We start from the raw sequence: 24,386 nt of genomic DNA on the forward strand, positions 1-24,386 counted from the left end.
GGGAGCGAGCCTGCTCGCGAAAGCGGTATCAGCGGCTCAGATACATCCGCGTCGTCAGCAGATAAACCGGCAGCCCCGAGACCACAATCAACAACGCCGCATAAGGCGCCGCCGCCGCAAACTCGACATTCGCGGTATGCGCCCAGACTTCGGTCGCCAATGTATTGAGTCCGGTTGGGCTGAGCAGCAACGTTGCCGTCAATTCCTTCATCGCATCGAGAAACACCAGCGCAAACGCCGCGCCCAGTGCCGGGAAAATGATCGGTAATGTCACCCGGCAAAACGCCGTGAACGACGATGCGCCCAAGGTCCGCGCCGCTTCTTCCAGCTGCGGTGCAGCCTTGTTCAGTGCCGTACGAATCGGCGCCTGCGCCAATGGCAGAAACAGCAGCGCATAGGCGATCAGCAGCAAGCCCGACGTCTGATACAGCACCGGCACGTAATGCAGGGCGAAATACACCAGCGTCAACGCAATCACCAGGCCCGGCAGCGCGTGCAGCAGATAAGGCAGGCGTTCGGCCCAGATTGCCAATTGGCCTTTGTAGCGCACCACCAGCAGCCCGACCGGCACTGCCAGCGCCAGGCACAACGCCGCGCCGCCCAACGACAATGCCAGCGATGACAACAGCGCCTCAGTGATTGCTGCTACCGGGAACGCTGCCGACGAACCGACCGCCAGCCAGTAGGCCAACATGCCCAGCGGAACGCCGCTGCCGATAATCGCCAGCAACAGGCAATACAACTGACCTGCCGCAGCCCATGGCCCAAGCTTGACTTGCTCAGCCTGTCGCGCTGCACCTTGGCCGGTGCGCACATGCCGGCCCTTGCCGCGCACCCGCAGTTCCAGCCACAACAGCAGCAGGCACAGCGCCAGCAACACCGCCGAAAGCATCGCTGCGTTGGCGTTACTGAATTCCAGTTCGAATTGCTGGTAGATCGCCGTGGTAAAGGTCTGCAAACCGATGATCGACAGCGCGCCGAATTCCACCAGCATGTGCAGGGCAATCAGCAGCGAGCCGGCCAATAGCGATGGCCACAACAGCGGCAGGGTGACGCGGAAAAACACGCCCCAGCGATTCTGTCCCAGCGTGCGGGCGGATTCTTCGAGAGAGGGATCGAGATTGCGCAGGGTCGCCGCGACTGGCAGGAAGATCAGCGGATACTTCGACAGGCTCATCACCAGAATCGCTCCGCCGAGGCCTTCGAACTGCGCACTCAGCGACACCCAGGTGAAGCTGCTGACAAACGCCGGCACCGCAAACGGCAGGCACAGGATCACGCCCCACAGGCGTCGCCCCGGCAGATTGCTGCGCTCCAGCAGCCATGCCAGCGACAGACCGATCACGGCGCAGGTGATCGTCACGCCGACCATCAGTGCCAAGGTGTTGCGCAACAGGCCAAACACATACGGGCGCCACAGCAAATGCAGCGCCTCGGCCCAGCCGGCCTGCCAGGCTTTCACCCCGACGTAGGCCAGTGGCAACAGGCTCAGTACCACCAGTAGCAATACCGGCAGCACCAGCCAGATCGACGGCCGTTTGCGTCTTGGTACGTAACCCCCGCGCGCGGCGGGGGCCGATAACGATGCTGCCATCAGTTCAGGCCAACTTCGCGTTCCAGTTCCAGCGCTTCTTCAGCGTTGCCCAGATCCGCCGGGGTGACGTTTGGCGCTTCCAGTTCGCTGAACGGCTTGAGACCGCGATCCGATTCCATGCCTTTGTGCAGCGGGTATTCAGCGGTTGTCTGAGTGATCACGCGCTGACCTTCTTCGCTGGCCATGAAGGCGAGGAATTGCTGGGCTTCTTTTGGATGTTTGCTGGATTTCAGCACGGCAGCGCTGGACACGGTGATCAAGCCGCCAGCGTCGCCGCCGGTGAAGTAATGCAATTTGGAATCGAGCTTGCCTTTCTCGCGTTGCAGGGCGAACCAGTAGTAGTTGTTCACCAGTACGGTGGCGACTTCACCGTTTTCCACCGCTTTGAGCGCGACCATGTTGTTACTGTAGGTCTTGCCGAATGCGCGCAGGCCGGTCAGCCATTCTTCGGCGGCGTCACGACCGTGCAGCTTGATGATCGCTACGGCCTGCTCCTGGAAGGCGCCGCTGGTCGGAACGAAGCCGACCTTGCCCTGCCACTGCGGCTCGGAAAATTCCATCACCGATTTCGGCAGGTCTTTTTCATCGATCAGTTTCGGATTGAACGCGACCACGCGTACGCGGGCGGTAACGCCGATCCAGGTGCCATTGGCGGCGACGTATTTTTCCGGCAGAACTGCCAGCGTGGCGTCATCGGCCTTGGCCAGCAGACCCTGTTCGCCGAGGTTATTCAGCGGCGGCGACTCTTCGGTGTAGATCACATCGGCGGGGGAGCGGTCGCCTTCTTCGATGATCTGGCTGGCGAGCTGGTTGCTGCTGCCTTTGCGCACGTTGACGTGGATGCCGGTCTTGGCTTCGAAAGCCTTGGCAATCGCGTCGCCGACTTCCTTGTGCTGGCCGTTGTAGAGAGTCAGGGAAACCGCATCGGCAGCCTGGGTGAGGGGAGTGGCGAGTGCCAGGCCGAGGAGGGTGAAGGTCAGGCCTCGGCGCAGGGTATTTCGAAACGTCATTCGCAGGGTTCCTCACTGTCGCATTGCAAAAACTTGCAACAATGATAAACGATATTGTTTCTCAAGTGCGCCTTGTGCGGGACAAGGGGATCGGGTAGGAGCAGCAGAAGGCTCGGGCCGCGTTCGGACGATCTTTTGATCTGCCTCCTACGTGTTACGGGGGAAAGCTAGATCAAGAGATCGCAGCCTCGTTGCACTCGTCAGCTCCTACAAGCTCCTACAAGACCTGCGGAAATTCAGGAAGCCAGAAACGCAAAAACCCGCTTTCGCGGGTTTTTGTGAAATCCAAGGCCTGAACCTTGAATTTGAATTGGTGCCCAGAAGAAGACTCGAACTTCCACGACCGTAAGGTCACCAGCACCTGAAGCTGGCGTGTCTACCAATTTCACCATCTGGGCAATCATCGCAAGCGTTGCCGCTGTTGATGTGGCGCACTATACGGAGGCCTTTTTGATCTGTAAACCCCTGATTTGGTTTTAATAAATCAGTGTGAACAAAAGCTTTCCCGCAAATGCAAAAAACCCGCTTTCGCGGGTTTTGTGTGAGTCTTGAAACTGATCTAGTCTCAAACTCGAAATTGGTGCCCAGGAGAAGACTCGAACTTCCACGACCGTAAGGTCACCAGCACCTGAAGCTGGCGTGTCTACCAATTTCACCACCTGGGCATCATCGAAAGCGCTTGTGCGTCGTCGATGGCGCGCACTATACGGAGCGCCTTTTTAACTGTAAACCCCTGCTGCAGAAAAAACTGAATTTTTTTACCAGCGGCGTTCAAAACCCTATCAGAGCGTCGATACAGGGCCATGCAAAGCCTTATAGAAGCGGAAATTTCCCGTTTCCCGGCGCCTATGCCAAACTAACCCGCATATAGACAAGGTGAAAACTCTCTAATGGCCGATTGGCAGTCCCTCGATCCCGAGGCCGCTCGTGAAGCGGAAAAATACGAAAACCCTATTCCCAGCCGCGAACTGATCCTGGCGCACCTCGCCGATCGGGGTTCGCCTGCTGCCCGCGAGCAACTGGTCGAAGAGTTTGGTCTGACCACAGAAGACCAGATCGAGGCCCTGCGCCGCCGCTTGCGCGCCATGGAGCGCGACGCTCAACTGATCTACACCCGCCGTGGCACTTACGCGCCGGTGGACAAGCTCGACCTGATCCTCGGCCGCATCAGTGGTCACCGTGACGGTTTCGGCTTCCTGGTGCCGGACGACGGCAGCGACGACCTGTTCATGAGCCCGGCGCAAATGCGTCTGGTGTTCGACGGTGACCGCGCGCTGGCCAGGGTTTCCGGGCTCGACCGTCGTGGTCGCCGTGAAGGCGTGATCGTCGAAGTGGTTTCCCGCGCTCACGAAACCATCGTCGGCCGCTACTTCGAAGAAGGCGGCATCGGTTTCGTCGTTGCCGACAATCCGAAGATCCAGCAGGAAGTGCTGGTGACGCCGGGCCGCAACGCCAATGCGCAGATCGGTCAGTTCGTCGAGGTGAAAATCACCCACTGGCCAACGCCGCGTTTCCAGCCGCAAGGCGATGTGGTCGAAGTGGTCGGCAACTACATGGCGCCGGGCATGGAAATCGATGTTGCCCTGCGCACTTACGACATTCCGCACGTCTGGCCTGAAGCGGTTGTGAAAGAAGCCGCCAAGCTCAAGCCGGAAGTTGAAGAAAAAGACAAAGAGAAGCGCATCGACCTGCGTCATCTGCCGTTCGTCACCATCGACGGCGAAGACGCCCGCGACTTCGACGATGCGGTCTACTGCGAAGCCAAACCGGGCAAGCTGCGTCTGTTCTCCGGTGGCTGGAAGTTGTACGTGGCGATTGCCGACGTTTCCAGTTACGTGAAGATCGGTTCGGCGCTGGATAACGAAGCTCAGGTTCGCGGCAACTCGGTGTACTTCCCCGAGCGCGTGATTCCGATGCTGCCGGAGCAACTGTCCAACGGCCTGTGCTCGCTGAACCCGCAAGTCGATCGTCTGGCCATGGTTTGCGAGATGACCATCTCCAAGTCCGGCGAAATGACCGACTACTGCTTCTATGAAGCGGTGATCCATTCCCACGCCCGTCTGACCTACAACAAGGTCAGCGCGATGCTGGAAACGCCGAAGGCTACCGAAGCGCGCAAATTGCGCGGCGAGTACACCGACGTCGTGCCGCACCTCAAGCAGCTCTACGCGTTGTACAAGGTATTGCTCGCCGCCCGTCATGTGCGTGGCGCGATCGATTTCGAAACCCAGGAAACCCGGATCATTTTCGGTTCCGAGCGCAAGATTGCCGAAATCCGTCCGACCGTGCGCAACGATGCGCACAAGCTGATCGAGGAGTGCATGCTGGCCGCCAACGTGGCCACTGCCGAATTCCTCAAGAAGCACGAAATCCCTGCGCTGTATCGCGTTCACGCCGGTCCGCCGCCAGAGCGTCTGGAAAAGCTGCGCGCGTTCCTTGGTGAGCTCGGCCTGTCCCTGCACAAAGGCAAGGATGGTCCGTCGCCGAAGGATTATCAGGCTTTGCTCGCGAGCATCAAGGATCGTCCGGATTTCCACCTGATCCAGACTGTGATGCTGCGTTCGTTGAGTCAGGCGGTGTACAGCGCTGAAAACGACGGCCACTTCGGCCTGAATTACGAAGCCTATACCCACTTCACCTCGCCGATCCGTCGTTATCCGGACCTGCTCACGCACCGCGCGATCCGCAGCGTGATCCATTCGAAACAGGACACCCCGCACGTTCGTCGTGCCGGTGCGATGACCATTCCGAAAGCGCGCATCTATCCGTACGACGAAGCGGCGCTGGAGCAGCTTGGCGAGCAGTGCTCGATGAGCGAGCGCCGTGCCGACGAGGCGACCCGCGACGTGGTGAACTGGCTCAAGTGCGAGTTCATGAAGGATCGCGTGGGCGAATCGTTCCCGGGCGTAATCACCGCTGTGACCGGTTTTGGTCTGTTCGTCGAACTGACCGATATCTACGTCGAAGGCCTGGTGCATGTCACCGCGCTGCCGGGCGATTACTACCACTTCGATCCTGTGCATCACCGCTTGGCGGGCGAGCGCACCGGTCGCAGTTTCCGTCTTGGCGACACCGTTGAAGTACGCGTCATGCGCGTCGACCTCGATGAGCGCAAGATCGACTTCGAGATGGCCGAGAAAACCATCAGCGCGCCGATCGGTCGCAAGAAACGTGGCGCCGAAACCGCTGCGCCTGCTGCCAAGGCTGCGGAAGAAAAGGCTCCAGCGAAAACCGCCAGCCGTCGTCCGGCCAAGGAAAAGGTTGCCGAAGCCTATCGTCCGAGCGATGCCGTGGCGAAAAACGCCGAGCTGCGCAAAAGCCGTGAATTGAAGAAGGCCTTGCTAGCCGATGCGAAAAACGGTGGTAAAGCGGCGTCCGGGGGAAAGACCGGACGGTCGGCGCCTGACAGGGCGACCGACGGCAAGCCAGCCAAACCGAGCAAACACCGTAAGGGCCCGCCAAAAGCGGGTTCCGCTCCAGCCAAAAGTGGCGGGGCGCGTAAACCGAAGGCGAAGTCATGAGTCAGTTGGAAAAAATCTACGGCGTTCACGCGGTAGAAGCGTTGCTGCGTCACCACCCCAAGCGCGTCAAGCAGATCTGGCTGGCGGAAAGCCGCAACGATCCGCGCGTGCAGACGCTGGTCGAGCTGGCCAATGAAAACCGTGTTCAGGTCGGCCAGGCCGAGCGTCGCGAAATGGACGCCTGGGTTGAAGGCGTGCATCAGGGCGTTGTCGCTGAAGTCAGCCCGAGTCAGGTCTGGGGCGAGGCGATGCTCGACGAGTTGCTCGATCGCACCGAAGGCGCGCCGCTGTTGCTGGTGCTCGACGGCGTGACCGATCCGCACAACCTCGGCGCCTGCCTGCGTTCGGCCGATGCGGCCGGTGCACTGGCGGTGATCGTGCCGAAAGACAAGTCGGCCACGCTGACCCCGGTGGTGCGTAAAGTTGCCTGCGGCGCGGCGGAAGTGATCCCGCTGGTGGCCGTGACCAACCTGGCGCGCACGTTGGAAAAACTTCAGCAGCGCGGTTTGTGGGTAGTCGGCACCGCTGGTGAAGCCGAGGTCAGCATTTATGACCAGGACCTGACCGGTCCGACCATCCTGATCATGGGCGCCGAAGGCAAAGGCATGCGTCGCCTGACCCGCGAGCACTGCGACTATCTGGTGAACCTGCCGATGGCCGGCAGCGTCAGCAGCCTCAACGTCTCGGTCGCCACCGGCGTGTGCCTGTTCGAAGCCCAGCGCCAGCGCGGTGCGAAGGCCAAGGCTGCCGCGAAGAAATAAGCTTCACGCAATCAACTGTGGGAGCGAGCCTGCTCGCGAAGAGGGAGTGTCAGTCGACGTCATTGTTGCCTGGCAGGCCGCATTCGCGAGCAGGCTCGCTCCCACATTCGTTTACGGTGTCTGGAAGATCGGTGGTTGTTCAAATATTCACCAATTGCCTTGCGCGCCCGCAGTCCCTTCTCTACAATTGCGCCCCTTGCTGTGACGGCAGGCACGCATGTGCCCCGCGCCAGCAAGTCCATAAGTGTCATTCACTCCTTGTCTGACCGTTTTTGAGCGGCAGGCTACAACCCGTAAGGAGCATTCATGCGTCATTACGAAATCATCTTTCTGGTCCACCCGGATCAGAGCGAGCAAGTCGGCGGCATGGTTGAGCGTTACACCAAGCTGATCGAAGAAGACGGCGGCAAAATCCACCGTCTGGAAGACTGGGGCCGTCGTCAACTGGCCTACGCAATCAACAATGTTCACAAGGCTCACTACGTGATGCTGAACGTTGAGTGCACTGGCAAGGCCCTGGCCGAGCTGGAAGACAACTTCCGCTACAACGATGCAGTGATCCGTAACCTGGTCATCCGTCGCGACGAAGCCGTTACCGGCCAGTCCGAGATGCTCAAGGCTGAAGAAAACCGCAGTGAGCGCCGTGAGCGTCGCGACCGTCCTGAGCACGAAGGCGCCGAAGGCACCGACAGTGATGACAGCGACAACAGCGATAACGCTGACGAGTAATCCACGGACCTTATTAAGGAGCCTATCAAATGGCACGTTTCTTCCGTCGTCGTAAATTCTGCCGCTTCACCGCTGAAGACGTGAAAGAGATCGATTACAAAGATCTCAACACTCTGAAAGCCTACGTATCCGAGACCGGCAAAATCGTTCCAAGCCGCATCACCGGTACCAAAGCTCGTTATCAGCGTCAGCTGGCCACCGCTATCAAGCGCGCCCGCTTCCTGGCCCTGCTGGCCTACACCGACAGCCACGGCCGCTGAGACCGGGCAGTCGACAAGTAGCAAAGGATTGAATGCATGCGCGCCTTAGCTGAGTTCATCATGCGAGGCCGAATGCAGGCCACTCTCGTGGTGGCCGGATGTGCAACATTGCCGTTGTTGTATTGGTTGGGTGCTGCCGCCGGGAGCCTTGTGCTGCTGCGGCGCGGATTGACGGACGCCCTTGGCGTTCTGTCACTGGGACTGCTGCCGGCATTGATCTGGTGGCTGTATGCCGATGACCCACGGGCACTTCTGGTGCTGCTGGGGTCTTCGGGGCTTGCGTTGGTTTTGCGCGCAAGCGAATCCTGGGTCCGCACGCTGCTGGTCAGCGTAGTGATCGGAGTGGTGTTTTCAGTGGTGCTCGGGGTCGCGTTTGCGGCCCAGATCGAGATGCTTGCACAGGCCCTTATAAAGGTCATGCCGGCACTTCTCGGTGAGACCTACAAGCAATTGTCGGTCGATGAGCAAGCGCGTTTCGCGTCCCTGATTGCACCGGTCCTGACCGGACTGATTGCGGCCTTGTTGCAGATCGTCAGCGTGCTGAGCCTGATTGTCGGGCGGCATTGGCAGGCGTTGTTGTACAACCCGGGTGGTTTCGGTCGCGAGTTTCGCGCCATCCGCATCCCGCTGGGGCCGGCGATGTTACTGCTGGCGTTGATGCTTCTGGGCCCGAATCTCGGTGCACAGATGGCCATGTTGACGCCGTTGTGCAGTGTACCGCTGGTGTTCGCCGGGCTGGCCCTGATTCACGGGCTGGTCGGGCAGAAGCGACTGGCCGGTTTCTGGCTGGTGGGGTTGTACGTCACGCTGCTGTTGTTCATGCAGCTGATCTATCCGTTGCTCGTGGTTCTGGCCATTGTCGACAGCCTGATTGATTTTCGCGGTCGTCACGTGTCGAAAGACACCGACAGCGCGAACGGTGAAGGTTAAAAGTTAGAGGATTTTCACATGCAACTGATCCTTCTGGAAAAAATCGCCAACCTGGGCAACCTGGGCGACAAAGTAAACGTTAAGGCCGGTTACGGCCGTAACTACCTGCTGCCTTTCGGCAAGGCTACCGCTGCGACCGCTGCCAACCTGGCTGCGTTCGAAGAGCGTCGCGCCGAGCTGGAAAAAGCCGCCGCAGACCGTAAGGCATCGGCTGAAAGCCGTGCTGCCCAACTGGCCGAGCTGGAAGTGACCATCACTGCCACCGCTGGCGACGAAGGCAAGCTGTTCGGTTCGATCGGTACTCACGACATCGCTGACGCACTGACCGCCTCCGGCGTTGAAGTGCAGAAGAGCGAAGTTCGTCTGCCGAACGGCACCATCCGCAACGTGGGTGAATTCGACGTGGCCGTGCACCTGCACGCCGAAGTTGAAGCCACCGTACGCGTTGTCGTGGTAGCAGCTTAAGCAACACGGATCGGCTGGCGGCTTGTCCGTCAGACGGTTAACATCGGGCACGATCCTGTTTACAGGTCGTGCCCTTTGTCTTTCTGAATTCCCTGCTTTTCACTAATACTCAAGTGGCCATGAACGATATCTCCGCTCCCGAGCAATACGATCTGCAAACCGCTGCCCTGAAGGTGCCGCCGCATTCCATCGAGGCCGAACAAGCCGTACTCGGTGGTCTGATGCTGGACAACAACGCCTGGGAACGCGTGCTCGATCAAGTCTCCGATGGCGATTTCTATCGACATGACCACCGTCTGATCTTCCGAGCGATCGCCAAACTGGCTGATCAGAACTCGCCGATCGACGTCGTGACCCTTGCCGAACAGCTGGACAAGGAAGGTCAGACGTCGCAAGTCGGCGGCCTCGGCTATCTTGGCGAACTGGCGAAAAACACCCCGTCCGTCGCCAACATCAAGGCCTATGCGCAGATCGTCCGCCAGCGTGCGACGTTGCGCCAACTGATCGGCATCAGTACCGAGATCGCCGACAGCGCCTTCAACCCCGAAGGCCGCACCGCCGAAGAGATACTCGATGAAGCTGAACGGCAGATCTTCCAGATCGCCGAAGCGCGGCCGAAGACCGGCGGCCCGGTCGGCGTCAACGAGCTGCTGACCAAGGCCATCGACCGGATCGATACCCTGTTCAACACCGCCGACGCCATCACCGGCCTGTCTACGGGTTACACCGACCTCGACGAGAAGACCAGCGGCTTGCAGCCGTCCGACCTGATTATCGTCGCCGGCCGTCCGTCGATGGGTAAAACCACCTTCGCGATGAACCTGGTGGAAAACGCCGTGTTGCGCAGCGAGAAGGCTGTCCTGGTTTACTCCCTCGAGATGCCAGGCGAATCGCTGATCATGCGTATGCTGTCTTCGCTCGGCCGAATCGACCAGACCAAGGTGCGTTCCGGCCAGCTCGAAGATGACGACTGGCCGCGCCTGACGTCAGCGGTCAACCTGCTCAACGATCGCAAACTGTTCATCGATGACACCGCCGGTATCAGCCCTTCGGAAATGCGCGCGCGGACCCGGCGTCTGGTGCGTGAGCACGGCGATGTCGGCTTGATCATGATCGACTACCTGCAACTGATGCAGATCCCCGGTTCCAGCGGTGACAACCGCACCAACGAGATTTCCGAGATCTCGCGATCGCTGAAAGCGCTGGCCAAGGAATTCAACTGCCCGGTAGTCGCCCTGTCGCAGCTCAACCGGTCCCTCGAACAACGCCCGAACAAACGCCCGGTCAACTCCGACTTGCGCGAATCCGGAGCGATCGAGCAGGACGCCGACGTGATCATGTTCGTTTATCGCGACGAGGTGTATCACCCGGAAACCGAGCACAAGGGCATTGCCGAAATCATCATCGGCAAACAGCGTAACGGCCCGATCGGGTTTATTCGGCTGGCGTTCATCGGCAAGTACACGCGCTTCGAAAACCTCGCGCCGGGCAGTTACAACTTCGACGACGACGAGTAACAGCAGACCGGATCATCCGGCCTGCTGTCGTGGTCGGTTTCAATCGGCCGAAGCTGCCGTCTCGCTGCTTGCAGTTGTTTCGACTCCGTCACCGGGGCGAATTTCCTCGCGGGTCAGTGCCTGGATCAGCGTCGCTTCGCTGATGGCCAGCTGGGCTGTGACGTCATTGGTTTGCGCCTCATATTCGATTTCGGTCAGGGCATTTGTCGCGGACTGCGCGTCCAGTGCGGCCTGTTGCTGTTGATAGGGCTGACGTGCGGCGTCGAACCGGGACGAGTATTTGTGCGTGATGAAGTCCTGCCAGAAATCCATCGATACCAGAGCCTGAAACTCTTCAGGGGAGTCGTTCAAGGCGATGACCTTTCGGTAGGCCACTTCCAGCATCGGCGATGTGACGCCGGCCATGCCGATAAAGGACAGTGTCTGCGGCTGAAACGGTAACTGCAGCCGATCCTTGAGCCCAAAGCGGTAGGCCATCGTCATCTCGTGCGGGTCGCGCAAGCGCAGCTGATGGATATTGCGCTCCCTCGCTGAAGTTTGCGGATCGTCGACGATTGCCCTGCTCGCAGCGATTTCGGCTGCGGCCAGATCATCGACCTGTCTGAGTCTGAACAGGCTTCTGGACAGGTCCACCAATCGAGCACCATCGCCGTCTTGCCTCGCCTGCATTCGCGCCTTGTGCGTCATGGTCAGTACTTGCATGTCTGTAAACGTGGCAGCGGCAAGGTCAGTGCAGCCAGCCTCGCAGGCGCGATCAAAAACGTCTCTGCGCAGAGCACGTGTCTGCACGCTGTTCTCGCTGATCGCATCGACCACGTCCCAGATCTGTCGGCGGAAATCGGCATGGTGGGCGAGCTTGGAAATGATGTTGAAAAAGCCATCTGAGCCCACCTGTGCTTTGAGCCTGTTCAATTGCTCGGCGCGAATCATCGCCTCGTCTGCCGTCATGCCGACGGTCAACTGCGGATAGACCGAAACAGAGTTCGTTGCCACTGCTTGCGGGTGGGCTGCCGAAACAGAAGTCGTCAGCAGGTTCAATGGATTGTAGAGCGATGCGGAGGAGCGGTTCAGCCATTCACCATAGACGGCCAGGCGTTCTCGTGTGTATGCGCTCAGGGGATTACCGCTTATCTGAGTGCCACTGTTGACCTGAATCGAATGCGTCAGGCGATCCGCTGCCGGTGCGACGACAAAGTCGGGCAGACTCGTGATCCGGTTGTTGTTCAGATGGACCTTGCCCAGCAGGGGCTGATCGAACAGCCCGGTTGGCCAGCTTTCGATGCCCGTATTGGACATGTCGACCTCGCGCATGTCAGTGATCGCACTGAAATCCGGGCTCACGCTCAAGTGCGGGTTGTCGTGAATCCACAAGGCCCTCAGAGTGGTTCTGCCGGCCAGTATCTGCGCGGTCTCGGCGGTGAGTTCCAGTTGATTGCCCTGCAGGAACAACCGCGTCATCCCGTGCATCTCGCCGATCGCCGGAGGGAGATCCCTGAGTCGATTGTTCGCCATGTTCAGCCAGCGCAAATGCCGGAAGCGGGTCAGGAAACCTTCCGGGGATTCGGTGAGATTCATGTTGTTGAGTCTGAGTGAGCCGACATGGCTGAAGTCGCTGCTCAGATCCGGCAGGGTTGGCAGTGTCAAGCCGCTCAAATCCAGTTCAAGACCTATCGGCGTGCCGTCGAAGGCGTGTTGCTCGGGCGTTTCACGTCGCCAGCAACTGATGATCCGGTCCCGTGCCTCGATGCGCTCATTGCGGGTTTGAGTGTTGGCGTGCAATTGATTGACGCGGATATAGCGCAGACGATTGCTGCCTCCGGAAAAAACCCAGTCATCCAACTGGTTTTTCAGCACGGCGAAATCCTGCTCGAGCGCCAACAGCCTGGTCGCGACAGTGCCCTTGTCATGGCTCCAGATAAAATCCCGGCAGGCCTTGATGCTTTTGCCGGGAAACAGTCTTCGGTAGCGTTGCGCTCGCGAGTTCTCAGTATCAAATACGGCGGGGTGGGCTGGAGTCATCAACTCGGGATGCAGTTCATTGAGTCTTCGCCAGTAGCCATCGAACTTTCTCCAGTAAGGCGAAGGGAAGTCGTTGCCCTCAATCAGCGTGCGGTTGTTGATCCGCGCGACCACGGCCAATTGATCGGCAGGCGGGTTGATATGCGCGTCGGGGACGTTGCGCAGTTTATTGTTGCTGAGGTCGACGCCGGTCAAGGTGGTCTTGTCAGCCAGCCCGAGGGGCCACTCGCTGATTCCGGTGTTCCTCAGCTCCAGTGTCTGCAGTCCGGACATCGCGCTGAAATCGGGCGGTATCTGCAGTGGGTTGTCAGACAGCTTGACGGTAACCAGCTGATGCAATGCACTCAATGCACCAGCGCTGTGCTCATCGAGTTTTATCTGGTTTTCAGTCAGATTGAGGTGGGCGAGCCGGCTCATCCCGCTGATGGCTGCGGGCAATTTTTTCAGGTCGGAGCGGGTGATCGTCAGAATGTCCAGATCAGGCAACCGCGACAGGAACGTGTCGGCAGTGTCGGACCAGACGACGTTATTGAGGATGAGCATATTCAACCGACTGAAGTCGGCAGTCAGTGACGGTAGCGGTCCGTTCACTGCTGGCAGCATGAGCGACGTCGATTCCTGGAGCCAGCAGTCCTTGATAGTCCGGGCAATGTATTCTGCCCGAAGCTTTTCCTGGCCGGCGGCGCTGGATACTGCCGACGTGCTGTCGGCGACGTAAGCCTGCAGCTGTGCGTCGAGCACCTTGAACTCCTCGAAACGCCGGCTGATCGTGGCTTCTGCATCATCCCCCAGACCGATCAGGTATTCCCGGGCAGTTTGCGGGTTTCTCTCTGGATGCATCTGCAGCAGCATGGCGACTTCTGGAATGTCGCCATCAATCCGGAATGCAGCCGTGCGTGCGCTGGTGATCAGTGCCGGGTATTGCGCCGTAACCCGCTGCCAATAGACTTCCAGCCGCCGCCAATAACCGCTGGCGAAGGGATTGCCTTCGATCAGGGTGACGCGGTTGATGTTGGCGATGGCGAGCAACTGATCATTCGCCGGATTGATGATTGCCTGCGGAATTTCGCGCAATCGGTTGTCGCGCAGATCGATTGACTCTATCGCTAGCTGATCTCGCAGCCCCGTTGGCCATTCATCCAGCCCGGTGTTGCGCAGACTCACGGTCTTGAGCTGGAGCATGCCGCTGAAGTCCAGGGTCTTGCCCAGCGGGTTGTCCGACAGATCAAGGTTTTCCAGTTGGCTGAGCGAAGCCAGCTCGCCGGCGGTTTGCTCGCTCAGTTCAATGCGGTTCGCTCGCAGGTCCAGTTCCTTCAGGCCGGGCATCTGCGTGAGATTCGCCGGCGGTGTATCGAGCGCCGAAGCGTTGATTTTCAAGCGCTCAAGGGCTGTGAATCGCTTGAGAAAAGTTTCGGAGCCCGCCGACCATGCCACCGCCTGCAAGTGCAGCGTGCGTACATGGCTGAAATCTGCCGAGAGCGCAGCGATGCCGGCGCCGCCAAGATCCAGCTGCAGCGTTGTTCCCGTCTGCCGTTTCCAGCAACGCTTGATCTCTTGCGCGGCGCGCTCCACCGAGGGATGGGCCGCCCCGCCGGCCAGCGTACTGGTCTTCAGCCACGTCGCGAGTTCCAGCTTCAAGGTCTTGTATTCAGTCTCGACGCGGGTCAAGAAGCCTTGTACATCGTCGCTGTGGGGTCTCAGCAGCGTGCGGATCTGCTCGCTGTCCAGAGAGGGATAAAGTTTTCGCAGTCGCGATTGTGGCGTGCGCAGTCGGTTGAACGCGGTGTTGAGCCGTTCCCGCAGCCCCGGTGAAGCCGGTTGGTCGGGACTGCCACGCTGCATTCCGCCGGCTCCGCCGACTAAGATGCCTTGCCAGCCCTGACGGGCATCGAACACCACAGGCTCTGATCTGCCCGGGCGCGTAGCGCTGTAGATGTTGTCGACGTCGGCGGCGACAGGATCTTGCGGGCGAACGATGCGCATCACTTCGGCCAGAGGCGTCGACGCATCGGAATCGTACAGGACCTGATAGCCGTGATTATCGATCACTGCATAGAGCTTGCCGTCATGGCGGTGCAGCCCGTCGCTGTCGGGTGAGCTGGTGCTGAAGTCGAGCGGCGTGCGAAACGCCTGCAGACGCGCCCCCGATAAAGCGAAGGTGCTTGGTTGCGAAAATTCCAGCGCATGCCATCGCCCACTCTCGGGGTCGTGCAGCATCAGCGGTCCGGAGGGGATCGATTCACTGGCCAGCCTGGCGCGCCAGAGGCCGCTCTGCGCATCCTTGCCCACCTGCACGAAGCCACCATCGGTCATTTCCACGTAATGGCGGCCCTTGAATGTTCTCAGGCCTTCAGCGTCGGCATCGGGCAAGCCGATCGTTGCACTGAGCCGGTAATGCTCAGGCGGGTGGCCCACATGAGCGAAGGCGTCATGCATTGAAGCAATCGCATGCACTGTGACGTTGGGAGCAGGAACGATTGCATCAGGATCGATACCGTCTGTGAGCCTGTTCGCGCGGATTGACGGGCCGCTCAACGTGGTCGGATCCAGGCCGGGGCGCGGCGTCAGGTTGAGGCGTGGCGGGGGCGTATCCATGGATGTGTCCGGTCGAATATGTGAATGACCGGGAAGCGTCACTTTCGACGGCGGTTTGCTTGGCATGTCTTACATTCCTTGTAGTCGTTGCACGGTAGCTTCTTCAGCGGAAGCTGCCGGCCTGTTCGGCGTCATTGCCTGAGGCTGTGTCATCGGGTGAGCGGAGGCGGCGGCCAGGTCGAAGATTTTCTGCGCTGTGCGTCCATCGAGATATTCGCGCCAGACAGGTTGATGCGGCCGCTGCGCCAGTTCTTCCCTGCGCTGCGATTGAATACCCCTGCTGCTTTGTTCAAGGGTTTTCAGATGCGCGCCGCGCACGTTGAAATTCAAGTCCGGGGAATCCTGTCTCGCATAATGAAAATGTGCGTGCCAGAGGGGATCGTGGGTATGTGCATCGGTGACTAGATAGATGTCGAGATATTGCCGGTCCGAACCCTTGCCACGTTTCAATCGGCTCTCGATTTTCCGGGCGTTCACGTGGCCCTTGTCGATCAGGTACAGCAGTCGGTCGACGTTCAGAACATGCTTGTCCTTATAGATTCGCAGGCGGATGGTTTCGCCCTCATTGCGCAGACGTTCACTGGCGTCCTGCAGGCGCCGAATCAGCGCGGCGGTCTCATCATGGGCCAGTTCCGCCCGCTGCAACTGCAATACGGTGTCATCCATCGCCCCGGCGCTGCTTTCGAGCATCTCGACAATGTTGTCCGGATGGTTTCTTTGCCGTTCTTCGTGCAGGGCAGCGCGGACATGCGCGTCGACACGGTCAAGGTGCCGAGTGGCTTCGGCAACCAATGAAGGCAAGCTCCTCTGCGGCGTTGTCCGCGGCGAACGCCATTCACCGCGTCCTCGGTCATAGGTCTGTGACGGCTGCCTGGGATTGTGGAGGTTGCGGACCTCAATCACCTCTTCGTTTTGCGCGGTGCGTCGAGACTCGCCGACATTGAGCTTGTAGACGCCGTTTTTCTTTGCCCGAAAGATGAGCTTGGGCGGTGGTTGGAGACCGCTTCTGTCCTGGGCCGGAATGAACTCGAAATCAATGTTCTGCTGGTCGAACGTCAGCACCGGACGGTCAGCCTGATGGAGAAGCTGGTTCAAGCGGCCTACCAGCGTCTGCTCGAATATTTCGATTTCCGCAGTGATCTCCCTGCGTGAAGTGGCGTGCTGCTCCCCCGGTGCCAGATCAAGGCGTTCGAACCAGTGGCGGATGGCTGTGCATTCCTGGAACAGGTTATTCAATACGGCAGGGTGGGAAACCTCGGGAACTGCGCCAAGCGCTCCGTAAACAAAGGTCACCTGACCAAAGCGGGTAGCCAGTTCCGATGCCAGAGGGGCGTTGCCGGCCGATTGTGGGGTATCCAGCATCAGACTTTTGGTCAGGACCCAGGAGGCAACAACGTTATGGGTGTCCATTGGTGAAAGAACATCCGCGCTGAACTCGTCTGGAGAGACCCGCCATTTGTTCACCAGATTGTCGGCGATTTGCTGGCGCTCTTTCAGATGACTCAGCATCCTGCCCAGAACGTTGACTGTTCGCGGAAGCCGCTCCGGGTCGAGGTCGATCATCGGACCCTCCAGGGCGTGGCGCGTCAAGCCGCATTCGATCAGTTGCTGATAGGCGAGCATCTGTTTTTTTTGCAGCCTGATTATGTTGTTCAGGTAAGCGTCCTGCTTCATGAAGCGCTTGATCGAGGATTTTTGCTCCTCGTAGTATTTCAGCGCCTTTCCAAGGTGTTTCAGTTCTTTGTGGCAGTGAACCTCGCGATCAAGCAGCGCCATTGTTTCGCGTCGAACGGTTTGCGCATGCTCTCCCTGCGCGTTACTCGCCTCCAGCCAGGCGTTTATCAGCTGTTCACGTTTATCCTGATCCTGCTTGATCCGCTTGTTGATACCCTCGAGTGCGACTGTCACCTCCAGATGCAGCCATAAGTCTGAGGGTCGCGCCGCTGCGCCTCTCGGCATTCCGGCTACACCTGTCAAGGAGGTTCCGCGCCAGCCGGATTGAGCATTGAAAGTAATCGCTTCCGACCTGCCGGGACGTGATGCGACGTAAACGTTTGTCGCATCGGCGGCGATCGGATCTTCAGGGCGAACGATGCGCATCACCGCTCTGTGCGGTGTCGAGGCGTCGAGATCATGCAGAACCTGATAGGCGTAGCTCTCGATCTGCACATAGAGTTTGCCGTTGAAGCGCAACAGGCCATCGCCGTCCGGCTCGACCGTGCTGAAATCCAGATCGGTGCGAAACGCCTCCAGCCGGGTAGTGGACAAGGGGTAGGTGGAGGGCGCCGAGGTGTCGATGGGCTGCCAGAGACGGCTGTCGGTATCGAAGCGCAATAGCGGTCCCGACGCGTGCAATTCGCTGGGCAATTTTGCCCGGTAGAAACCGCTGGCCGAGTCCAGACTCACCTGTACGGTGCCACCCTCCGGTACCTGGACATACTGGCGTCCATTGAGCGTCGACATGCCTTCGGCATCGGCCGCCGGCAGCACAACCAGCGAAGTGATCCAGTAATCCTTCAAAGGGCGGTCGTGCACAAAGGCAACAGATTGCGCTACCGCCGCCGTTCTGACCGCCGCCCGCGCAGGCATGGGGATAATGTGGTTGAGCACGAGATCGATCGCTGTTGCGATCGTTGTCGTCGGGCGCGTGGGAATCCTGAGCCCCGACGCGCCATCGAAGGACAGGGGGAAACCAGGCCGGGTTAGCGAATAATCGGGTCGCGGATTATGGATCGAGACGGTAGTGATGCCTCTGATTGGCGGTTTGGGTGACATTGCCTGTCTTCCTTTACGTTGAATGCCCCGTTACTCCCGGGGGAGTGCTGCGGGCGGGCGGCTTCCTTGCCGTTTTGGTGCGTCGTACGCTCAGCGAAAACTCGTGATGTGTCGCGGGCTGGCTGCGCGAGACCAGCTCGCAGAGAAACCGACCACCGTCGTCGGAATTGGTCAAAATTTGTGCTATATTCCGCGCCCGCGATTTTTCACTTCAGCACCGGTCGTCGACATGCAAGCAGCCAAGCCGTTATTTGACTATCCAAAATATTGGGCCGAATGTTTCGGGCCAGCGCCATTCCTGCCGATGAGCAGGGAGGAGATGGATCAGCTCGGCTGGGATTCGTGCGACATCATCATTGTTACCGGTGATGCCTACGTCGATCATCCGTCGTTCGGCATGGCGATCATCGGCCGGCTGCTGGAGTCGCAAGGCTTCCGCGTCGGGATCATCGCGCAGCCGAACTGGCAGTCCAAAGACGACTTCATGAAGCTCGGCGAGCCGAACCTGTTCTTCGGCGTCGCGGCGGGCAACATGGACTCGATGATCAATCGTTACACCGCGGACAAGAAAATCCGTTCCGATGACGCGTATACGCCCGGCGGCATGGCCGGCAAGCGTCCGGATCGCGCCAGTCTGGTCTACAGCCAGCGCTGCAAGGAAGCCTACAAGCATGTGCCGATCGTGCTCGGCGGCATTGAAGCCTCGCTGCGCCGCATCGCCCACTACGACTATTGGCAGGATCGTGTGCGCAACTCGATCCTGATCGACGCCAGCGCCGACATTCTGCTGTACGGCAACGCCGAGCGCGCGATTGTCGAAGTTGCCCAGCGCCTGTCGTGGGGCCACAAGATCGAAGACATCACCGATGTGCGCGGCACCGCGTTCATCCGTCGCGACACGCCGCAGGGCTGGTACGAAGTCGACTCCACGCGCATCGACCGTCCGGGCAAGGTCGACAAGATCATCAACCCGTACGTGAATACCCAGGACACCCAGGCCTGCGCCATCGAGCAGGAAAAAGGCCCGGTCGAAGATCCGCAGGAAGCCAAGGTCGTGCAGATCCTGGCCAGCCCGCGCATGACCCGTGACAAGACCGTGATTCGTCTGCCGTCGATGGAGAAGGTGCGTAACGACCCGGTTTTGTACGCCCACGCCAACCGCGTGTTGCACCTGGAAACCAACCCGGGCAACGCCCGTGCGCTGGTGCAGAAGCATGGCGAGCTCGATGTCTGGTTCAACCCGCCGCCGATTCCGATGACCACCGAAGAAATGGACTACGTGTTCGGCATGCCTTATGCCCGTGTGCCGCACCCGGCGTATGGCAAGGAGAAGATCCCGGCCTACGACATGATCCGTTTCTCGGTGAACATCATGCGTGGCTGCTTTGGTGGCTGCACCTTCTGCTCGATCACCGAGCACGAAGGCCGCATCATCCAGAACCGTTCCGAAGAGTCGATCATTCGTGAAATCGAAGAGATCCGCGACAAGGTGCCGGGTTTCACCGGCGTGATTTCCGACCTCGGCGGCCCGACTGCGAACATGTACCGCATCGCCTGCAAGAGCCCGGAAATCGAATCCGCCTGCCGCAAGCCGTCGTGCGTGTTCCCCGGTATCTGCCCGAACCTGAACACCGACCACTCGTCGCTGATCCAGCTGTACCGCAGCGCCCGTGCCCTGCCGGGGGTGAAGAAGATCCTGATCGCCTCCGGTTTGCGTTACGACCTCGCCGTCGAGTCGCCGGAGTATGTCAAGGAACTGGTGACTCACCACGTCGGCGGTTATCTGAAGATCGCCCCGGAACACACCGAGGAAGGTCCGCTCAACCAGATGATGAAGCCGGGCATCGGCAGCTATGACAAGTTCAAGCGCATGTTCGAGAAGTACACCAAAGAAGCGGGCAAGGAGCAGTACCTGATTCCGTACTTCATCGCTGCCCACCCGGGCACCACCGACGAAGACATGATGAACCTTGCTCTGTGGCTCAAGGGCAACGGCTTCCGCGCCGACCAGGTGCAGGCGTTCTACCCGTCGCCGATGGCCACCGCCACGGCGATGTACCACTCGGGCAAGAACCCGCTGCGCAAGGTGACGTACAAGAGCGACGGCGTGACCATCGTCAAGAGCGAAGATCAGCGTCGTCTGCACAAGGCGTTCTTGCGTTATCACGACCCGAAAGGCTGGCCGATGCTGCGTGAAGCGCTGGTCCGCATGGGCCGCGCCGATCTGATCGGGCCGGGCAAGGATCAACTGATCCCGGCGCATCAGCCTGCCACCGACAGCTACCAGAGCGCCCGTCGCAAGAACTCGACGCCAGCCGGCAGCCACAAGGTCGCCAAAGAGAAGACCACCAAGATTCTCACTCAGCACACCGGTCTGCCGCCGCGTGCCAGTGATGGCGGTAATCCGTGGGACAAGCGTGAACAGGCCAAGGCTGCGGCATTCGCCCGCAACCAGCAGGCGGCCAAGGAGCGCAAGGATGCGGCCAAAGGCAAAGGGCCGAAGCCGACACGCAAGCCGGTCGTGCCGCGCTAAACACTGCTTGAGCTGAACAGAACGCCAACCTTCGGGTTGGCGTTTTGCTGATCGTTCCCACGCAGAGCGTGGGAATGATCAAGTTGTTGCCGCTGGCCTCTTCGCGAGCAGGCTCGCTCCCACCGGGGAACGCATTCCAAATGTGGGAGCGAGCCTGCTCGCGAAAGCGTCCGATCAAACACCGCAAGAATCAGCGCCCGCAACATTTGCGTGCAACTGAGTCCAAGCATTTCCTCGCATCGCCCGGTTTTGGTGCTGTACTGCCTTGAGCATTTCGCGAAAGCGCGCAAGCCTGTGCATGGCATAAGTCTTGCGCGCTTTCCCATACGCCCAAGGCTCGCAGGAGGCACGCCGTGTCGATTCATGTCGCATTGCATCACGTCACGCATTATCGCTACGACCGCGCTGTCGAACTCGGCCCGCAGATCGTCCGCCTGCGCCCCGCGCCCCACAGTCGCACGCGGATTCTGTCCTATGCGCTGAAAGTCTCGCCCGAGCAGCATTTCATCAACTGGCAGCAGGACCCCCAGGGCAATTACCTGGCACGTCTGGTGTTCCCCGAAAAAACCGCAGAGCTGCGCATCGAAGTCGATCTGGTCGCGGAAATGGCGGTGTTCAATCCGTTCGACTTCTTCCTCGAACCCTACGCCGAGAGAATTCCGTTCAGCTACGCCGCCGACGAGCGCAAGGAGCTGGCGCCCTACCTCGAAACCCTGCCGCTGACGCCAACGTTCAAGGCTTACCTGGACAGCATCGACCGCACGCCGCTGCCTGCGGTGGATTTTCTGGTGGCGCTCAACCAGCGCCTCAGCGAAGACATCGGCTACCTGATCCGCATGGAGCCCGGCGTGCAGACTCCTGAGCACACACTGCAACACGCCTCCGGTTCCTGCCGTGATTCGGCATGGTTGCTGGTGCAGCTGTTGCGCAATCTCGGTCTGGCGGCGCGGTTTGTTTCCGGTTACCTGATTCAACTGACCGCCGACGTGAAAAGCCTCGACGGCCCGTCCGGCACCGAAGTCGATTTCACCGACCTGCACGCCTGGTGCGAGGTGTATTTGCCGGGTGCCGGCTGGATCGGCCTTGATGCCACGTCCGGGTTGTTCGCCGGGGAAGGGCATATCCCGCTGGCGTGCAGTCCCGATCCGTCCTCGGCGGCGCCGATCAGTGGTCTGGTCGAGCCTTGCGAGACACAGTTCAGCCATGAAATGTCAGTGGAGCGAATCTGGGAAGCGCCGCGCGTCACCAAGCCCTACAGCGATGAACAGTGGCGGGCGATCCAGGCGCTGGGCCGGCAGATCGATGCCGACCTGCTCGAAGGCGATGTGCGCCTGACCATGGGCGGCGAGCCGACCTTCGTCTCCATCGACGACCCGGACGGCGCCGAATGGAACACCGCCGCACTGGGGCCGGACAAGCGTCGGCTGTCCGCCGAACTGTTTCAGCGCCTGCGCAAGCAATATGCACCGCAGGGGCTGGTGCATTTCGGTCAGGGCAAGTGGTATCCCGGCGAGCAATTGCCGCGCTGGTCGCTCAATTGTTACTGGCGCCGCGACGGTCAGCCGATCTGGCACAACGACGCATTGATCGCCGACGAACAGCAGGACTATGGCGCCGACGGCGAACTGGCCGGACGCTTTCTCGCCAGCGTCGCCGAGCGTCTGAAGTTGCCTGCACGCTTCGTCTTCCCGGCCTACGAGGATCATCTCTACTACCTGTGGCGCGAGGGTGCGTTGCCCGGCAACGTCAGCGCCGAAGATTCGCGCCTGGAAGATCCGCTGGAGCGTGCGCGGTTGCGCAAGGTCTTCAGTCAGGGCCTGAACAAGGTGATCGGCCAGGTGCTGCCGCTGGCGCGCACGGCCAAGGGCGATCATTGGCAGAGCGGGCGCTGGTATCTGCGCGATGAGCACTGTCGCTTGGTGCCGGGGGATTCGCCGCTGGGTTACCGCTTGCCGCTGGCCTCGCAGCCGTGGGTGAAAGCGGCGGAATATCCGTTCATCCGTCCCAACGATCCGAATCAGGACTTCGCTGAACTGCCGGATCCGGCGCAGCTCGGTGTGCACGGCGAACCTGCTGCGCTGGATGAGCGCGTGCCGAAAATCGACGAATCCGCTGACTGGCTGACCCGTACCGCATTCTGCGCCGAGGCCCGCGAAGGCCGGCTGTATCTGTTCATGCCGCCGCTGGAGCGGGTCGAGGATTATCTGGAACTGGTCTCGGCCATTGAGGCCACCGCCGAAGAACTGCACTGCCCGGTGCTGCTGGAAGGCTATGAACCACCAAGTGATCCGCGCCTGAGCAACTTCCGTGTCACTCCGGACCCGGGCGTGATCGAGGTCAACGTGCAGCCATCGGCAAGCTGGGACGAGTTGGTCGAGCGCACCGAGTTCCTCTATGAACAGGCACGGCAAACCCGCCTGACCACCGAAAAGTTCATGATCGACGGGCGCCACACCGGTACCGGCGGCGGCAATCATTTCGTCCTCGGCGGCGCGACACCAGCGGACTCACCGTTTCTGCGGCGGCCGGATCTGCTGCGCAGCCTGATCAGTTACTGGCACAACCATCCTTCGCTGTCGTACCTCTTTTCCGGGTTGTTCATTGGTCCGACGTCCCAGGCACCGCGGGTTGACGAGGCGCGCAATGACGCCTTGTACGAACTGGAAATCGCCTTTGCGCAAATGCCGGAACCGGGCGAGGAATGTGCACCGTGGCTGGTCGATCGACTGCTGCGCAATTTGCTGATCGATGTCACCGGCAATACCCATCGCGCCGAATTCTGCATCGACAAACTGTATTCACCGGACGGCGCCACCGGGCGTCTTGGTTTGCTGGAACTGCGCGCTTTTGAAATGCCGCCCCATGCGCGCATGAGTCTGGCTCAGCAGTTGTTGCTGCGGGCGCTGGTCGCGCGGTTCTGGCGCGAGCCTTACGCGCCGGCGAAACTGGCGCGCTGGGGCACCGAGCTGCACGACCGCTTTCTGCTGCCGCACTTTATCGAGCAGGATTTCGCCGACGTTATCGTCGAACTCAACAACGCCGGCTACCCGTTGCGCGCCGAGTGGTTCGCGGCGCATCTGGAATTTCGTTTTCCCAAGGTCGGCGACTACGCCGTCAATGGCATCGAGCTGGAGCTGCGTCAGGCGCTTGAACCCTGGCATGTGCTGGGCGAGGAGGGCTCGGCGGGCGGCACGGTGCGCTACGTCGATTCTTCGCTGGAGCGCTTGCAGGTCAAACTCAACGGCTTGCCGCCACAACGTTATCTGCTGACTTGCAATGGCGTCGCGGTGCCGTTGCACCCGACCGGGCGGGTGGGTGAGTTTGTCGCTGGGGTGCGCTTTCGGGCCTGGCAACCAGCCAACTGTCTGCATCCGACCATAGCGGTGCACGCGCCGTTGGTATTCGACCTGCTCGATACCTGGATGGGGCGTTCGCTGGGCGGTTGCCAGTATCACGTGGCCCATCCCGGCGGGCGCAATTACGAAACGTTGCCGGTCAACGCCAATGAAGCGGAGAGTCGGCGCATGGCGCGGTTTTTCCGCCTCGGACACACGCCGGGGAAGCTTCCCGTACCCAAAGTAGAAATCAATGACGAGCTACCGATGACCATCGATCTGCGCCGTTTCTAGAGCCTGCGCAACACGCGGATTTTTCGTATATCCGCGTGTCATGTGCCT

Annotated in this window: 13 protein-coding genes and 2 tRNA genes; 9 read left to right on the forward strand and 6 right to left on the reverse strand. The window is 60.1% G+C overall.

What is annotated here, in order from left to right; translation table 11 throughout:
- Positions 1-28 precede the first annotated feature (28 nt).
- From FEE99_RS07110 to FEE99_RS07125, 4 genes are all read right to left on the reverse strand, one after another.
- Complete coding sequence (locus tag FEE99_RS07110) at positions 29-1,594, reverse strand: ABC transporter permease (protein WP_041480725.1); 1,566 nt, start codon at positions 1,592-1,594, stop codon at positions 29-31.
- Complete coding sequence (locus FEE99_RS07115) at positions 1,594-2,604, reverse strand: extracellular solute-binding protein (protein ID WP_016771941.1); 1,011 nt, start codon at positions 2,602-2,604, stop codon at positions 1,594-1,596. Before FEE99_RS07115 ends, FEE99_RS07110 begins: the two co-directional genes overlap by 1 nt.
- A gap of 311 nt (positions 2,605-2,915) precedes the next feature.
- Positions 2,916-3,002: transfer RNA gene (locus tag FEE99_RS07120), tRNA-Leu, on the reverse strand.
- Between the two features lie 180 nt (positions 3,003-3,182).
- Positions 3,183-3,269, reverse strand: a tRNA-Leu gene (locus tag FEE99_RS07125).
- Between the two features lie 225 nt (positions 3,270-3,494).
- Here FEE99_RS07125 and rnr point away from each other — a divergent pair.
- The 7 genes from rnr (at position 3,495) to dnaB (ending at position 10,787) form a co-directional block, all read left to right on the forward strand.
- Complete coding sequence (rnr, locus tag FEE99_RS07130; protein ID WP_024011371.1) at positions 3,495-6,125, forward strand: ribonuclease R; 2,631 nt, start codon at positions 3,495-3,497, stop codon at positions 6,123-6,125.
- The gene (rlmB, locus tag FEE99_RS07135) at positions 6,122-6,886 is read left to right on the forward strand and encodes a 23S rRNA (guanosine(2251)-2'-O)-methyltransferase RlmB (RefSeq protein WP_024011372.1); all 765 of its coding nucleotides are present in this window, start codon (positions 6,122-6,124) and stop codon (positions 6,884-6,886) included. The genes rnr and rlmB overlap by 4 nt, the downstream gene beginning before the upstream one ends.
- Before the next feature lie 306 nt (positions 6,887-7,192).
- Positions 7,193-7,615: a 30S ribosomal protein S6 gene (gene rpsF / locus FEE99_RS07140; RefSeq protein ID WP_016771938.1), complete on the forward strand. Its 423-nt coding sequence runs from the start codon at positions 7,193-7,195 to the stop codon at positions 7,613-7,615.
- A gap of 29 nt (positions 7,616-7,644) precedes the next feature.
- Positions 7,645-7,875: a 30S ribosomal protein S18 gene (gene rpsR, locus FEE99_RS07145; RefSeq protein WP_002551829.1), complete on the forward strand. Its 231-nt coding sequence runs from the start codon at positions 7,645-7,647 to the stop codon at positions 7,873-7,875.
- A gap of 36 nt (positions 7,876-7,911) precedes the next feature.
- Positions 7,912-8,805 (forward strand): hypothetical protein, encoded by an 894-nt coding sequence (locus FEE99_RS07150; RefSeq protein WP_016771937.1) that lies wholly within the window; start codon positions 7,912-7,914, stop codon positions 8,803-8,805.
- An 18-nt stretch (positions 8,806-8,823) separates the two neighbouring features.
- Entirely contained in the window at positions 8,824-9,270 is a 447-nt protein-coding gene (rplI, locus tag FEE99_RS07155) for a 50S ribosomal protein L9 (protein ID WP_003221136.1), read from the forward strand.
- A gap of 119 nt (positions 9,271-9,389) precedes the next feature.
- The gene (gene dnaB, locus FEE99_RS07160) at positions 9,390-10,787 is read left to right on the forward strand and encodes a replicative DNA helicase (RefSeq protein WP_016771936.1); all 1,398 of its coding nucleotides are present in this window, start codon (positions 9,390-9,392) and stop codon (positions 10,785-10,787) included.
- Positions 10,788-10,826: 39 nt separating this feature from the next.
- On the opposite strand, the gene FEE99_RS07165 is transcribed toward dnaB, so the two are convergent.
- Both FEE99_RS07165 and FEE99_RS07170 read right to left on the reverse strand, forming a co-directional pair.
- Entirely contained in the window at positions 10,827-15,467 is a 4,641-nt protein-coding gene (locus tag FEE99_RS07165; RefSeq protein ID WP_081932648.1) for an NEL-type E3 ubiquitin ligase domain-containing protein, read from the reverse strand.
- A 3-nt stretch (positions 15,468-15,470) separates the two neighbouring features.
- Positions 15,471-18,176, reverse strand: a complete 2,706-nt coding sequence (locus tag FEE99_RS07170) for a hypothetical protein (protein WP_143979087.1) — start codon at positions 18,174-18,176, stop codon at positions 15,471-15,473.
- Between the two features lie 229 nt (positions 18,177-18,405).
- On the opposite strand from FEE99_RS07170, the gene FEE99_RS07175 reads away from it, so the two are divergent.
- Positions 18,406-20,709: a YgiQ family radical SAM protein gene (locus FEE99_RS07175; RefSeq protein WP_041480755.1), complete on the forward strand. Its 2,304-nt coding sequence runs from the start codon at positions 18,406-18,408 to the stop codon at positions 20,707-20,709.
- Positions 20,710-21,062: 353 nt separating this feature from the next.
- Entirely contained in the window at positions 21,063-24,338 is a 3,276-nt protein-coding gene (locus tag FEE99_RS07180) for a transglutaminase family protein (protein ID WP_041480723.1), read from the forward strand.
- Positions 24,339-24,386 lie beyond the last annotated feature (48 nt).

It is taken from the genome of Pseudomonas sp. ef1 (assembly GCF_007293365.2).
GTDB classification, from domain to species: Bacteria; Pseudomonadota; Gammaproteobacteria; order Pseudomonadales; family Pseudomonadaceae; genus Aquipseudomonas; species Aquipseudomonas siliginis.